14 protein-coding genes are annotated in these 15153 nt (G+C 59.6%); 6 read left to right on the top strand and 8 right to left on the bottom strand.

Translation table 11 applies throughout. The annotated features are described in order from the left end of the window. Positions 1–3 precede the first annotated feature (3 nt). The 6 genes from AB3Y40_RS00135 (at position 4) to AB3Y40_RS00110 (ending at position 5927) form a co-directional block, all read left to right on the top strand. Positions 4–963 (top strand): aspartate carbamoyltransferase catalytic subunit, encoded by a 960-nt coding sequence (locus AB3Y40_RS00135; RefSeq protein WP_369436777.1) that lies wholly within the window; start codon positions 4–6, stop codon positions 961–963. Continuing rightward, positions 960–1484, top strand: a complete 525-nt coding sequence (locus tag AB3Y40_RS00130) for a hypothetical protein (protein ID WP_369436776.1) — start codon at positions 960–962, stop codon at positions 1482–1484. The genes AB3Y40_RS00135 and AB3Y40_RS00130 overlap by 4 nt, the downstream gene beginning before the upstream one ends. A gap of 600 nt (positions 1485–2084) precedes the next feature. Further along, positions 2085–3257 (top strand): matrixin family metalloprotease, encoded by a 1173-nt coding sequence (locus AB3Y40_RS00125; RefSeq protein ID WP_369436775.1) that lies wholly within the window; start codon positions 2085–2087, stop codon positions 3255–3257. 73 nt (positions 3258–3330) lie between these two features. Further along, positions 3331–4611 carry a dihydroorotase gene (gene pyrC, locus AB3Y40_RS00120; protein WP_369436774.1) on the top strand — a complete coding sequence of 427 codons (1281 nt, stop codon included), beginning with the start codon at positions 3331–3333 and terminating at the stop codon, positions 4609–4611. A gap of 1 nt (position 4612) precedes the next feature. Further along, entirely contained in the window at positions 4613–5230 is a 618-nt protein-coding gene (plsY, locus tag AB3Y40_RS00115) for a glycerol-3-phosphate 1-O-acyltransferase PlsY (RefSeq protein ID WP_369436773.1), read from the top strand. Positions 5231–5357: 127 nt separating this feature from the next. Further along, positions 5358–5927, top strand: a complete 570-nt coding sequence (locus AB3Y40_RS00110; protein WP_369436772.1) for a DUF805 domain-containing protein — start codon at positions 5358–5360, stop codon at positions 5925–5927. Between the two features lie 11 nt (positions 5928–5938). Here AB3Y40_RS00110 and urtE read toward each other — a convergent pair whose 3' ends face one another. The 8 genes from urtE to AB3Y40_RS00070 form a co-directional block, all read right to left on the bottom strand. Then, positions 5939–6634 (bottom strand): urea ABC transporter ATP-binding subunit UrtE, encoded by a 696-nt coding sequence (urtE, locus tag AB3Y40_RS00105; protein WP_369436771.1) that lies wholly within the window; start codon positions 6632–6634, stop codon positions 5939–5941. After that, positions 6627–7376, bottom strand: a complete 750-nt coding sequence (gene urtD, locus AB3Y40_RS00100; RefSeq protein ID WP_369439569.1) for an urea ABC transporter ATP-binding protein UrtD — start codon at positions 7374–7376, stop codon at positions 6627–6629. The genes urtE and urtD overlap by 8 nt, the downstream gene beginning before the upstream one ends. Then, positions 7376–8542: an urea ABC transporter permease subunit UrtC gene (urtC, locus tag AB3Y40_RS00095; protein ID WP_369436770.1), complete on the bottom strand. Its 1167-nt coding sequence runs from the start codon at positions 8540–8542 to the stop codon at positions 7376–7378. Before urtC ends, urtD begins: the two co-directional genes overlap by 1 nt. Before the next feature lie 110 nt (positions 8543–8652). After that, entirely contained in the window at positions 8653–10578 is a 1926-nt protein-coding gene (gene urtB / locus AB3Y40_RS00090) for an urea ABC transporter permease subunit UrtB (protein WP_369436769.1), read from the bottom strand. 62 nt (positions 10579–10640) lie between these two features. Next, entirely contained in the window at positions 10641–11915 is a 1275-nt protein-coding gene (gene urtA, locus AB3Y40_RS00085) for an urea ABC transporter substrate-binding protein (RefSeq protein ID WP_369436768.1), read from the bottom strand. Positions 11916–12251: 336 nt separating this feature from the next. After that, the gene (locus AB3Y40_RS00080; RefSeq protein WP_369436767.1) at positions 12252–13223 is read right to left on the bottom strand and encodes a peptidoglycan-binding domain-containing protein; all 972 of its coding nucleotides are present in this window, start codon (positions 13221–13223) and stop codon (positions 12252–12254) included. 204 nt (positions 13224–13427) lie between these two features. Further along, complete coding sequence (locus AB3Y40_RS00075; protein WP_369436766.1) at positions 13428–13697, bottom strand: hypothetical protein; 270 nt, start codon at positions 13695–13697, stop codon at positions 13428–13430. A 35-nt stretch (positions 13698–13732) separates the two neighbouring features. Then, a complete protein-coding gene (locus AB3Y40_RS00070) occupies positions 13733–15103 on the bottom strand; it encodes a glutamate--cysteine ligase (protein WP_369436765.1) in 1371 nt (456 codons plus the stop codon). Positions 15104–15153 lie beyond the last annotated feature (50 nt).

Raw genomic sequence — 15153 nt, 5'->3', positions numbered from 1 at the left:
CCCATGTCCTTTCGCGCCCGCCACCTGCTTGGTATCGAACACCTCGCCCCGGATGAAATCACCGAACTGCTTGATCTTGCTGATCAATATGCCGACCACAATCGCGCGGGCCGCAGCCACAAGGACGTGCTTGCCGGGCTGACGCAGATCAATATGTTCTTTGAAAACTCGACCCGGACGCAGGCGAGCTTTGAGTTGGCGGGCAAGAAACTGGGTGCTGACGTAATGAACATGGCAATGCAGGCCAGTTCGATCAAAAAGGGTGAAACGCTGATTGATACGGCGTTGACCCTGAATGCAATGCACCCTGATTTGTTGGTGGTGCGGCATCCGCATTCGGGGGCCGTTGATTTGTTGGCGCAAAAGGTCAATGGCGCGGTGTTGAACGCAGGAGACGGGCGGCACGAACACCCGACCCAAGCACTGCTGGACGCGCTTACAATCCGCCGCGCCAAGGGCCGCCTGCATCGGCTAAGTATAGCAATTTGTGGGGATATTTCCCATTCCCGCGTTGCGCGATCCAACATCATGCTATTGGGCAAGATGGAAAATCGGGTGCGGTTGATCGGGCCGCCAACCCTGATGCCAAGCGGCATTTCAGAGTTCGGGGTTGAGGTCTTTGACAATATGGAAGAAGGCCTGAAAGACGTGGACGTGGTGATGATGCTGCGCCTTCAGAAAGAGCGGATGGATGGTGGGTTCATTCCATCCGAGCGCGAGTATTTTCACCGCTATGGCCTTGATTTTACGAAGCTTTCCCATGCAAAATCCGACGCCATCGTGATGCACCCCGGCCCGATGAACCGAGGTGTTGAAATTGATGGCACCATTGCCGATGACATTAACCGCAGCGTCATTCAGACACAGGTTGAAATGGGTGTCGCGGTTAGGATGGCGGCGATGGATTTGCTGGCTAGAAACTTGAAAGAAAACAGAAAATCAGCGCAGGGCGTGATGGCATGAGCCTGACAATCCCCGCCACCGACCACGGGCAAATCCGTGTTTTCGCGGTCACTGGCCCGGTGCCGCCGGGGCTGGTGGATAAGGACGCGGATGCGCTGACCGACACCTTTGGCGTGACAGGCTTAGACGCTGATTTCATTGACGTTTTCGACACCCAAGCCCTGGGTGACATGACCCTAACCGACTTTCTGCAGCATGGCTATGACATCACGCCCGATGCGGCTGATCTGGCGATGCTGCAAGGGTTGGAAGGCATCGTAGTGCTGATGATGAGCCGGGCCGCGGGCGGAGAGACCACCGTACTGTCCCTTGGTGCCGGTGTGAAACACGTCACGACGCTGGGCGACAAGGCGCAACTGTCCGTCGCACCGCCGCTGGAAAGCCTGTCTTCTCAGGGAGTTATCGAACCCATTGCCGGCAAGCCCGCCAAGTCAGACGCCCGGATCGGTGGCATGGTCGCGATGGTCGCACTTGTGGTGATGATGCTGCTGGTGGGTCTGATGGTGTGGGTCGGCGGATAGCACCGTGCGTCCCGTTCCGGGTGATGCACAAACCATGCACATCCCATACACAGACCATGCAGCCGCCCGTCTGAATTTCGGTTAACCCAGACGGTCCCGTCACGACCACAAGATGTGGGATTGGGTCAGCCTTTGCAGATTTCCGCAATCCCGTCGCTGGAACCTGTCGCAGGCGATGGTTGAAAAATCCGGATCGCAAAAGTACGTCCGCGAATGGAAATGGGTCTATTGGCTTGACAATGGTGAAGGGCTGCTGTGCCACGGCAGTCCAGTGTCCGGTTTTCCCGTGCCGTGCCCAACATTTTCAATCACGGCCCCCCTGCTGACGACCGATTTCCATTTCGCGCCAAGTCCAGCGGTCAAAGTTGCATCATTTCGGCCTGATCCACCGCCGTCTTTTAACGCTTTCTTAGTCTTTGAGTTTCGCTCAATTTTATCTTTTTCGCAGCGTTGGAACTCGCGTGGGTCATTGGGCGGGACAAACGGCCCGGATGACCGGAGCGCCGTATTATGTTACACTTTTCCTATTGAAGCGACCGGGCCGCATATATTTCATCGCGCCCCCCACATTTGAAGACAATGATTAAAAGGAGTCCCGCCATGGCCGCGCGACCTACCCAGACAACCCGCATCGCGGAGTTGGAAGACCGTATTGAAGAATTAGAGGATCGGCTGTCAGACGCCGTAACAACCTATCGGCATGACCATCAGCACGGCGACAACGATGACATCGGGCATTTCTGTGCGTTGCCGGAATTGCCAAAGCGGGATTTTGAAGACGGCATCTCGCCGGATCGAGAAAACGCCATTTTGGCCACCGGGGACAAATGGGTGAATGGCACAAACATCAAATACTTCATGTTTGATGACGGGTTGTTCGGCGGTCCCCGCGCACAGCAGGATGTCGTCCGAGAGGCCTTTGACGTCTGGAAGGACGTGGGCATCGGGCTGACGTTCGAAGAGGTCAGCGACATCGCTGATGCCGAGTTGCGGATCGGGTTTCAGCGCAACGTCGGGTCCTGGTCCTATGTCGGGACTGTCGCCCTGCGCATCGGTCAGGCCGAGCGCACGATGAACTTTGGCTGGGACCTGACGCAGAGCGGGTCCAACGGGTTGGATACCGCGATCCACGAGATCGGCCATGCGTTGGGCTTCAAGCACGAACACCAGAACCCGAATGCGGGCATTATCTGGAACCGGCAGGCGGTTTACGACTATTTCGCCCGCACCCAGAACCCGCCCTGGGATGAGGCGAAGACCGACAACAACATTCTGAACACGCTGGACCCGTCATCGGTGGATGGCAGCAATTGGAACCCGGATTCGGTGATGCATTATGCCTTTGCCGCCGGTTTGATAGACCAGCCAACGCAATTCCGGGGCGGGTTGAACCCGGCCCTGGGATTATCGGACAAGGACAAGGAGGTCGTGCAACGGTTCTATCCGCCGATGGCCCGAGAGGGTGGGATGCGGCAAATGAAGCCGTTTGAATCGCAACGCTTGTCGCTGATGGCAGGGGAACAGGCCAATTTCGCGGTGATCCCGGAACATTCGCGCGACTATACCTTTTCCACCTTTGGGCGGTCGGACACAGTGATGGTCTTGTTTGAGGATATCGACGGCACACCGGTTTATCAAAAAGGCGACGACGACAGCGGCTTTGACCGCAATGCGCGGTTCACGGTCCGGTTGATCAAAGGGCGCAGCTACAAGCTGCGGATCAGGCTGTATTACAACTGGGCAGCAGGCGATACGGTTGCGATGATGTGGTAGCGCAAAACGCAGGGTGATTGACCCTGTGCGCTGTGGTCCATACACCGTGCGGAACTGCTGAGAAGAGCCGCACATGACAAAAACCCTGTTCACCAATGCCCGTTTGATCCAGCCGGTGGCCTTGACCGATAGCCTTGGGGCGTTGCTGGTTGAGGACGGGGTGATTACGGGGGTTTATGAGGACACACCAAAGGTCAAAGGGGCGCAGGTCATTGAATGTGGCGGTATGTGTCTGGCCCCTGGGATTGTCGACATTGGCGTCAAGGTCAGCGAGCCCGGTGAGCGGCACAAGGAAAGCTTTCGCAGTGCAGGCCGCGCGGCGGCGGCAGGGGGTGTGACGACGATCGTCACGCGGCCCGATACGCTGCCTGCAATTGACACGCCCGAGACGCTGGAGTTCGTGGAACGCCGCGCACAGGAAGACGCGCCGGTGCATGTTCTGCCGATGGCGGCCCTGACCAAGGGGCGCGCGGGGCGCGAGATGACCGAGATCGGGTTTTTGCAGGACGCGGGCGCGGTGGCGTTCACCGATTGCGACCGGGTGGTGGCGGACACCAAGGTTTTTTCGCGCGCGCTGACCTATGCCCGTTCGCTGGACGCGCTGGTGATTGCCCATGTGCAGGAACCGGGGCTAAGCGAAGGTGCTGCGGTGACCAGCGGCAAGTTCGCCAGCCTGCGCGGGTTGCCCGGTGTGTCACCGATGGCCGAGCGCATGGCGCTGGACCGCGACATTGGTCTGCTTGAGATGACAGGGGCGAAGTATCACGCCGATCAGATCACCACAGCCCGCGCCCTGCCCGCGCTGGAACGCGCCAAGCGCAACGGGCTGGATATTACTGCAGGCATTGGCGTGCATCATCTGACGCTTAACGAATTGGACGTGGCGGACTACCGGACGTTCTTTAAGCTTAAACCGCCATTGCGGTCTGAAGATGACCGGTTGGCGATGGTGCAGGCGGTGGCGGATGGGCTGATTGACATCATCAGTTCGATGCACACACCGCAGGACGAAGAAAGCAAGCGGTTGCCGTTTGAAGAGGCCGCAAGCGGGGCGGTCGGCCTTGAGACACTGCTGCCGGCGGCGTTGCGGTTGTACCACGAAGGGCACCTGACCCTGCCACAGCTCTTCCGGGCGATGGCGCTGAACCCCGCGCGGCGGCTGGGGCTGGCGGCGGGGCGGCTGCGGATCGGGTGTCCGGCGGATCTGGTGCTGTTTGATCCTGATGCGCCTTTTGTGCTGGATCGTGCAACACTGCAGTCGAAATCCAAGAACACCCCCTTTGACGGTGCGCGGTTGCAGGGCAAGGTTCTGGGGACCTGGGTGGATGGGGTCGAGGTGAGCGGGAGGCTCTGACATGCCGGTCATGGATGTGGCGGTGAATGTGCTGATGATCGTGGCGATCATCGGTTATCTGCTGGGTACGATCCCGTCGGGCGTCTTGCTGGCGCGGGTGATGGGCCTTGGCGATTTGCGCAAGGTCGGGTCGGGCAATATCGGGGCCACCAATGTGCTGCGCACAGGCAACAAGAAAGCCGCAGCACTCACGTTGATCTTTGATGCGCTGAAAGGGGCCGCAGCTGTAGCCGTGGGATACGCGATGGGCGGCGAGGTGGCGGCACAGGTCGCAGCACTGGCCGCGCTGGTCGGTCATTGCTTTCCGATCTGGCTGAAGTTTCGTGGCGGCAAGGGAGTCGCCACCTATTTCGGCGTGATCTTTGCGCTGGCATGGCCTGCGGGGCTGGCGGCGGGCGCGATCTGGCTTTTGACGGCCGCGGTGTCGCGCTATTCGTCGCTGGCGGCACTGATGACGGCAGGCTGGACACCGATTGCTGCTGTGCTGGTCGCGCAGGGCCAGATTTTCATTCTGGGGTGTCTGCTGGGCTTGCTGATCTATGGGCGCCATTGGGGCAATATCCAGCGGTTGCGCAAAGGCACAGAGACCAAGATCGGCAGCAAGACAGCCAAAAGCTGATATGGATCAGGGCGGCCCCGGAATTGCCCTGTTCCGTTCCAATTTGCGCCTTGGCCGCGCATTAGCCTGACGGGAACACAACCCAAGGGACAGGCAGATGGGACCTTTTGCAGCACTCGATTCAGTGATGAGCAAATACTTTACGCTGCGCGGACGCGCGACGCGGTCAGAGTATTGGTGGTATTTCCTGATGTATATCATCATCACCTGTGCCGCCTTGGCGTTTGACGTCTATCTTTATGACCCGTTCCAGCCCGTCAGCCTGAACCCGTTCAGCTATTTCACCAGCTTCTGGCTGATCGTGAACATCATCCCGCAGTTCACCGTCACGGTGCGGCGGTTGCATGACACGGACAAGTCGGGGTTCTGGTATCTGATTAATCTGGTGCCACTTGGCTGGGTGGTGATGCTGGTCTTTATGGTGCTGCCGTCTGACCCGCGTGACAACAGCTATGGCCCGCCGCCCTTTGGGCCACGCGGATCAAAATATCAGGGGCACGATCTGGACGATATCTCGCTCACCGGAAACAGTGCGGCCCGCGCGCAGGAACCGCACAACCCCTATGCTGCCTATGCGGCGTTGGAACGGTCGCGGCAGCCCGCCTCGCCCGAGATGATCGCGGCGCGCAAGGAACAGGTCACGGCGCTGTATCAGCAACGGGTGTTGGGACGGAAACCCATGGCAGAGGGGTCATGAACCGACGCGGCTCAGAGTGCCATTTCGGCGATCAGATCAGGCTTTGACAGCTCTGACTTGGCCGCAGACATCTGGTGACGGCCTGATGCAATCAGCGTAAAGGCATCGCCCAGCGCATAGGCGAAATCTGCGTTCTGTTCGACCAAGACAATCGCCATATTGCCCTGTTCACGCAGCAGGCGGAGGGCGTCGCCAATCTGTTCAATCACATTGGGCTGGATGCCTTCGGTGGGTTCATCCAGAAGCAGGACTTTCGGCTGCGCAATCAGCGCCCGCGCGATCGCAAGTTGCTGTTGCTGGCCGCCGGACAGGTCACCACCCCGGCGCGCACGCATGTCTTTGAGCACAGGAAAGAGGTCAAAGATCATGTCGGGGATCATGTGCTGATCCTTGGGCAGGCAGGCAAAGCCGGTTTCCAGATTTTCCTGCACGGTCATCATCGCAAAGACCTCTCGCCCCTGCGGAACATAGGCAATGCCTGCGCGGGCCGCTTGGTGCGGGTTGCCGAATTGGGCCGATTGGCCGTTCAGGGTGATCTGCCCGTCAAAGGCGGTGTGGCGACCGGCGATGGCCTTCAAGAGGCTGGTTTTGCCCGCGCCGTTGTTGCCCATCAGTGCTGTGATCTGGCCCGGCTGGGCGGTCAGGCTGATGTCATAGAGGATCTGAGACTGGCCGTAGCGCAGGTTGATGTTGCTGACTTCAAGCATGGCCGCGCCCCAGATAGACGTCGATGACGGTTTGGTTGGATGTGACGTGGTCGAGCGAGCCTTCGGCCAGCACAGCCCCTTCGTGCAGGACAGTGACCTTGCAATCGAGGCGGCGGACAAATTCCATATCGTGTTCGACCACCACAACGGACCGGGTTTCAGCGGCGCGGCGCAGGATGTCGGTGGTCTTCTCACGCTCCTCGACCGTCATGCCTGCGGCGGGTTCATCGACCAGCAAAAGGCGCGGATCTTGGGCCAGCAGCATCCCAATTTCGAGCCATTGTTTTTGGCCGTGAGAAAGCTCTCCGGCGATGCGGGTCAGGCTGTCGGTCAGGCCGATTTCATCGGCGATGGCTTCGATCTTGGCGGCGTTTTGTGGCGTCTTGCGGTGGGTGAGTACCGCGAAAGGGCTGCGCGGGTTTTTGAGCGCCATCGCGAGGTTTTGGCGGACGGTCTGCGCCTCGAACACGGTGGGTTTCTGGAATTTGCGCCCGATGCCACGGGTGGCGATATCGGATTCCGACAACCCGAGGAGTGAGACGTTTTCTTCGCCCCAGATGACGTGGCCTTCATCCGGTTTGGTCTTGCCGGTGACGATATCCATGAAGGTGGTCTTGCCTGCGCCATTGGGGCCGATGATCGCGCGCAGACCCGTAGGCGGGAACTGGATCGAGAGGTTGTTGATGGCGCGGAAGCCGTCAAAGGTGACGGTGACGCCGGAGACCTCGAGAAGTGTGGCGATCATGATGGCTTCCTTACCAGATAGTCAAAGAGCCCGCCGATGCCTTTGGGGAAGTAAAGCGTGACGACCACAAAGGAGAGGCCCAAGAGCACCAGCCACCAGTCGGTCCATTGGATTGTGTAGAACCCGAGGTTGATATCGGGCGCGCTTCCGCCGGTGAACCAGCTTGAGAGGAGCGAGACAAAGGCGGCCCCAATGACGGCGCCGTAGAGCCGGCCGCGTCCGCCGATGGCAACCCAGACCGCCAGATAGATCGAGGCGATGGGGGCGATTTCACCGGGGTTGATGATGCCCGCTTGCGGGTAGTAAAGCGCGCCCGCGATGCCGGAGACCACTGCGGTGATGGTGAAGATGAAGAGTTTGTAGTGCTCGACCTGATAACCGAGGAACCGCACGCGCGCCTCATTGTCGCGGATGCCTTGCACGACGCTGCCCATTTTGCCTGAGACCACCCAAGCAAAGAACAGGTAGCCCGCGCCAAGGGCAAAGGCGGAGGCGAGGAAGAAGATGATGGAGATCGTGGCTTGTGGCGTTGCCTCGAACCCGGGGATATTTTGCAGCCCAGAGAGGCCGTTGTTGCCGCGCAAGCCGCTGTCGTTCTGGAAGAGGTAGAGCGAGAGCGCCAGCGTCATGGCCTGGGTCAGGATGGAGAGGTAGACACCCGTGACGCGGCTACGGAAGGCGAGCCAGCCGAAGACAAGCGCCAGCGCGCCGGGGATCAGGACGACCATCGCCAGTTGCAGGATCAGGCTATCGGCAAAGGCCCAGATCACGGGAAACTCGGACGAACCGACCACGCCAAAGATCTGGTTGCCAATGGCGTCCGAAATCTCTTGCGGGGTGGCGGGGATGGTTTGGGAGGCGAGATTGTCAAGCACGATTGCCTCGGTCCGGGCGTACATCAGCCACATGCCGATGGCATAGCCGCCGATGCCGAAAAAGGCGAAGTGGCCCAGGCTGAGGATGCCGCAGTAGCCCCAGACCACGTCCATCGCGATGGCGATGAGGCAGAGGCAAAGGGTTTTGCCCAGTGTCTTGACAAAGGAGGTGGAGATCAGGCCGAGGCCGGTCGCCTCTGACAGGATCGTCACGCCGAAGGTGAAGAGGCCCAGGGCAGCCAGGAACCAAAGGACCGAAGGGTTGCGGGCGATGAAGCTATTTTGCATGTGTGGTGCCCTTTGACTTGGTTTGCGCCGCATTGCATGCGTCGCGACGCTGGAGGGGCGCTGCCCCTCCAGACCTCCCCGGGATTATTTTGGCCAGAAGAAGCATGGGGTCAGTCCGCCGCGGCCCGGCCTTTGAGAGCGACGATGCCTTTGGGCCGGAATTGGATGAAGAGGATGATGAAAAGGATCATGTAGGTTTGGGCGGCCAGCGTGTTGGAAGGGTTGAACCATTCGATGCCCTTTTGCAGGCCACCGATGAGGGAGGCCCCGGCGAGTGTGCCCCAGACGTTGCCGACACCGCCGACGACCACGGTCATGAAGCTTTGCACGATGTAGTCGGCGCCCATTTCAGAGGTCACTTTGGCGTAGAGGCCGATGGCGACACCGGCGATACCCGCAATGCCCGAGCCGAAGCCAAAGGTCAGCATGTTGATCCGATCGGGGTTGATGCCCATGGAGGCGGCCATGCCGGGGTTTTGCGTGACAGCGCGGACCTCGAGCCCCAGCCGCGTGCGTTTGAGCACGAAGAGGATCAGCGCCAGAAAGATCAGGGCCAGCAGGAAAATGGCGATGCGGATGTAGCTGATCTGGATCACGTCAGAGATGATCCATGCACCATCGAGCCAGGCCGGAGAGGTCAGCGGACGGGCCTGGGTGCCGAAGATGTTTTTGGCGAGCTGTTGCAGGGCAATAGAGATGCCGAAGGTCGCCAGCAAGGTTTCCAGCGGGCGGTGGTAAAGGTGGCGGATCACGAGGCGTTCCATCGTGACACCGGCGGCGAAGGTGATGGCAAAGGCCGTGGGCAGGGCGATCAGGATGGCGATGGTGTAATCGGGCACAAATAGCTGGATCACGTAGCCGGTGTAAGCGCCCATCATGATGAATTCGCCATGCGCCATGTTGATCACGCCCATGACGCCAAAGGTGATCGCAAGGCCGATCGCGGCAAGGAAGTAGATTGAGGCAAGCGAAAGCGCATCAAGGCCAAGGTCGACGGTTTGGGCAAGCGAGACCGCGCTTTCCACCCGATCAAGGGCGGTGCGGGCGGCGGCTGTGATGGTGGCGTCGTCTTCGGTATAGGTGTCAAAGAAGACATGAGATTGCAGGGCGGCGTCGCGTTCGGGCAGGCCCACGAGCGGTGGGATGGTGCCGGCAGCGGCGAGGGTTGCATAGGCCGCTGCACGGGCGGCGTCGGTGTTCAGCTGCGCGGTGGGGGTATTTCCGACGCGGCCGTCGGTGATGTTCGCCTCCATCGCGGCGCGGATGTCGGCGGCAGTGGTCAACGGCGGAGCGAGGTCTGCATCCACAAGGGCGGCGTAGAACGCATCGGGGTCGGTCATCGGGTCGTGTTGGACCGCGATATTGGCGTCGGGGAGCGTGGCGGCGACACTGGGCTGGGTGGCGAGGATCTGGTTGAGGACGGCGCGGGTTTCAACGGAGGTTTCCTGCGCCAAAGTCTCAATCGCGGCGATCCGCGCCTGAGGTGTTTCGGCGAAACGAGCGGAAAGAATAGTGATCAGGTTTTGTTTGCGGGCCAGCAGGTCTAGGTCATCTTCGCCGTCGAGGGAGGCCATGAGGGGTGCGAGTTGGGACGCCTCTGGCCTGCGCGCGATACTTTCGAGGGCTGCGGCGCGGCGGGTGGTGTCGGGGTCAATCAGTTGGAACTGCACAAGGGCGGTGCCAATGACACGGCGGACGCCGCCGTTGGGTTTGAGTTGTTTAAATCCGTCAGCGGGGGCGGTGGTTTGCGCGCCGCTGTCGATGTCTGTCAGGGTCAGGGTGTCGTCGTTTTCGGTTGCGATGAAGAAGATGCCGGTTTCTTCGTTCTGCCAGACGTTTTTGTCTGACCATTCTTCGAGGAAGGTGGGGACCTGTGGCAGGCCCGTGGCGACCATGTCATCCAGCACGGTGCCAATGGAATTGCGCGACGGCTTGGCGATTTGCGCGGCGTTGTCCTGCAGGAGCGTTTGCAGGTCTTGGGCCTGCGCGGTCATTGCACAAACGACAAAAGCGATGGCACTGAGCAGAATGCGCATTGGGGTCTTCCGGGTATTCAGGAGGGGGTGGCGGCGCGATGCCTCGCGCCGCCGGGGAGGTCTTAGTAGTTCGAGGTGAGCTGCACGCAGGTCTCTGTCTCGGTGTTGTACATGCCGCAGCCAAGGTCTTTCCAATCAGAGGTCAGCACGGCGCTTTCGGGCAGGAAGTCTGTCCATGCGTCGCCCGGAACTTCAGATGTCTGGCTGATGATGTCGAATTGACCGTCAGCGGTGATTTCACCGATCAGGACAGGCTTGGCGAGGTGGTGGTTGGGCAGCATGACGGCTGTGCCACCGGTCAGGTTCGGAAATTCCTGACCATACATCGCTGTGCGCACGGCATCGACATCCGTCGTTTCAGCCGCAGTGACGGCGTTCACCCACATGTTGAAGCCGATGTAATGCGCCTCCATCGGGTCGTTGGTCACACGCTCTTCACCGGCAAAGGCCTTCCATGCGGCGATGAACTCGGCGTTGGCCTCGGTGTCGGCAGACTGGAAGTAGTTCCAGGCGGCGAGGTGACCGACGAGGTTGGAGGTATCAAGGCCGGAAAGCTCTTCCTCACCTACAGAAAAGGCCACGACGGGGATGTCGTCAGCCGAGACACCGGCCGCGGCGAGTTCTTTGTAGAAGCCGATGTTGGCGTCACCATTGATGGTTGAGATCACGCCGACCTGTTTGCCGTCTTCGCCCAGTGCGACCACGTCAGCAACGATGGTTGCCCAGTCCGAATGACCGAAGGGTGTGTAGTTTACGAAGATGTCGTCTGCGGCAATGCCATTGTCCTGCAGATAGCTTTCGAGGATGTTATTGGTGGTGCGGGGATAGACATAGTCGGTGCCCAGCAGCGCGAATTTTTCGACGCCCAGTTCTTCAAGGAAGTAATCCACCGCAGGGATCGCCTGCTGGTTCGGAGCGGCGCCTGTGTAGAACACGTTCTTGGAGGACTCTTCGCCCTCGTACTGGACCGGGTAGAAGAGCAGTCCGTTGAGTTCTTCGATCACGGGCAGCACGGACTTGCGGCTGACCGAAGTCCAGTTGCCAAAGATCACGTCAACTTCGTGCACAGTCAGAAGCTCGCGCGCTTTTTCTGCAAAGAGCGGCCAGTCCGAGGCCGGGTCAACAACGACGGCTTCGAGTTCGCAGCCCAGAACGCCGCCAGCAGCGTTCTGCTGTTCGATCAGCATCAGCATCGTGTCTTTGAGCGTGGTTTCGGAAATGGCCATTGTGCCGGAGAGCGAGTGCAGGACGCCGACTTTAATCGGGTCGGCGCATTCGGCAGAGGCGATGGCGGTAGAGGCGAGCAGGCTGGCCAAGGTAAATGCAGGAAGGCGCATGGAATTGTGTCCCCATTTGTCGCAGCGGTTCGGCCAGACGCCACGAATGGTGTCGCGTTTGGGCCGTGGTCTGCTAAACAAACCCCGCAGCAGTGATGTTGCCGTCGCGTGGTGGTCAGTATCTTGCCGGATATTCACCGCGCGGCGTTTGCCCGTGATAGGCGCTGACAACTCTGTTCAAGTGCTGCCGAATATCCATGCGGCGGTGCAGCAAAAGCGGCCAAAAACAGCGATTGCCTAAAAATTGGGACATTGGTCACTGCAAAGTGGCAAAATTAGCCGCGCTTGAGTCCGTTGAACTGGCGCAAGCGCCGCTTTTTTGAGCGATCCCCGGAGTTAGCCGACGCCGTTGTTCTTGTATCTGCGGCGCCGCACGCCCCGGTACAGCGGGTTTTCATTGATCGCCTTTGCCAGCTTTTCCAGTTTGTCCTGATCCGGTGTGACGCGCAGTTTGATGAGGCGCGCGCAATCGTTTGCGGCAGAATAGATCGCGGCGAATTCGCCGCCGCCCAACGAAGCGTAGCCTTGGTTCAGGGTATAAAGGCTGCCTGCGATGTAGGCGATCATTTCGTTAAAGAGGGCGTTGCGGGGGCCGCGTTCCATATCCAACAAGGCATGGGTCAATTCGTGGATTGCGAGCGGTTCGTTGTCGCGTGCGGTCTTGTCGAGCAGCAGGATGGTGTTGGCCTTGCGGCTCTTGCCATAGCGACTGCGTTTTGTGGGGATGTATTCGGCCCCGGCGTCACCGGGGTGATCGACAAAGCCGAACTGGATATCGTCACGAACGATCGCACCGTTCAGCGAAAAGCCGTAGTCGATGAAGGTCGATATTTTGAAGTGGATCGGATCGGCCCCGGCGCGGGGACGCCAGTTGATTTCCCAACTGTCGGTCTTGTAGATCGGACTGCCTGGGCCGATGGCGCGCAGAGCTGTGTCCCGGAATGTCGCTGCCTCATTGCCGGCGTCGCCATCAGGTTTTCCGGGCAGCGCGGGGGGTGGTGCAAAGCCACCAGGTGCAGCGGCCAGTGGCGGGTCAAACTTGATGACCGATTTTGTGCCGAAGACTCCGTCGTCATAGAGGCCAAGCTTGGCCTGCGCCTTTTTCAGGGCAGATTTTGTTTCGCCTCCGAAATGTCCATCCGGCGAGCCATATAGTTGGGTTGAAAACGGCAGATCATGGCCGAGGTCTATTAGTCCCTGTTGCAGTAGGCGGACATGGTAGCCTTTGGCCCCGTCGCGCAGGGCGAGTGCGTTTTGGCGGATCAGTGAAAAGCGAGAATCGTTGTTGAAATGCAGACTTGCAAACATGGGTTACCTCTTGGCGGCCCCGCGAAAAATGCGGGGAGTTGGTTATCAAATGCCAAGAGGGTGCCATGGGTGGCCGATTCTGTCATGACAGACGGAAGGTGGCGCGCAAACCAGCGGAGGTTCGCGCAAGGGGGTCCTTTTGGGAAGATCAGGGTGCGGCGTTGGATGGCCCGACGCCCAAGGGCACCGGACCAAGCCAAAGGGTCAGGCGCTGCGGCCTGCCATCTTTTCGGTCGCATCTGCGGTGCGACGGGTGTTGTGATAGATGCCGAGGCCCAGATACATAAAGCCTGCCATGAAAGCCACGTAGAGCAAGCCAACCACCAGAAAGATCAGCCCGCCAATTGCACCGGCACCGCCCATTTCAGGCGGGGTCATCATCGTCATGCCCGCCCCAATAATCACGCCAATGATGCCCAACACGACAAAGACACTGATCAGTTTGTCCAAGGCATTAATGAAAAAATCACGCATGGAAATCTCCTGTTTTTATCCATGCGCGAAGTGAATCAGTAGGCGTATGCGTCGTAAATCCGGGAAAGGTCACCATTCCAGTCGCCATTGTAATGGTGCAACAGTTCATCCGCCGGGGTTTGGCCGCTGTCGATGCTTTCGTGCAGCGCATTGAGGAAGTGGGTTTCATCACCCACCAGCCCGCCTGCACCGGGCTTGGCACGGTTGCGCAACCCAAGTTCGGAAATCGCGACGACCTCGCGCGCGAGGTCATGCATGTTGATCCCGTCGACCTGTGCTTGCAGCCCATCGATAGAGGCCGCGACGCGCAGCGCCTCGCGCTGTTCGGCAGACCAGCCCTTGCAAAGATCCCATGCGGCATCGAGCGCGGTCTGGTCATAAAGCAGTCCGACCCAGAAGGCGGGCAATGCGCAAAGCCTGCGCCACGGGCCGCCATCGGCGCCACGCTGTTCGATGAATTGCTTGATCCGCGCCTCTGGAAAGACGGTGGTCAGGTGGTCAGCCCAGTCCGAAAGCAGCGGCTTTTCACCGGGCAGTGCGGGCAGTTCACCCTTCAGAAAATCGCGGAACGACATGCCAAGCGCGTCGATATATTTGCCATCGCGGTAGACGAAATACATCGGCACATCGAGCACCCACTGCACCCAAGCTTCGAACCCGAAGCCGTCGTCGAACACAAATGGCAACATGCCTGTGCGGTCAGCGTCAAGGTGTCGCCAGATGTGGCTGCGCCAGCTTTTGTGGTTGTTGGGTTTGCCTTCGAAGAAGGGTGAATTGGCAAAAAGTGCCGTGGCGACCGGTTGCAGCGCGAGGCTGACGCGGAGTTTCTGGACCATGTCCGCCTCTGACCCGAAGTCGAGGTTGACCTGCACAGTGCAGGTGCGGCGCATCATGGCTGTGCCGAGGGTCCCGACCTTTTCCATGTAGTTGTTCATCAGCTTGTAGCGCCCCTTGGGCATCAGCGGCATCTGCTCATGCGTCCATTCGGGTGCGGCACCAAGGCCGATGAATTTGACGCCGATCTCATCCGAGACGGATTTGACTTCGGTCAGGTGGACGTTCACTTCGTCACAGGTTTGATGGATCGTCTCAAGTGGAGCGCCCGACAGTTCCAGCGCGCCGCCCGGCTCTAAGCTGACGTTGGCACCGTCTTTGGTGAGACCGATGAGGTGACCGCCCTCCTCCACGGGGGCCCAGCCGAAACGGTCACGCAAACCAGACAGCACGGCGTGGATTGACCGTTCACCTTCGTAGGGCAGCGGCATGTGGGTATCTTTGCAGTAGCCAAATTTCTCGTGCTCTGTGCCAATGCGCCAGTCTGCCTTGGGCTTGCAGCCTTTGGACAGCAGTTCGGCCAGTTGGTCATGATGTTCGATCGGGCCGCCGCCGGATTGTGGGATGGACATGGGGGAGGCCTTTATTGATCGCGGTTGGAGAGTTTGGTGGCCCAGAATGC

Source organism: Yoonia sp. R2331 (genome assembly GCF_041103235.1).
In the GTDB taxonomy this organism is placed as follows: Bacteria; Pseudomonadota; Alphaproteobacteria; order Rhodobacterales; family Rhodobacteraceae; genus CANMYO01.
Note: the sequence above shows the minus strand (reverse complement) of the source record. Positions and strands in the feature narration are given on the sequence as shown.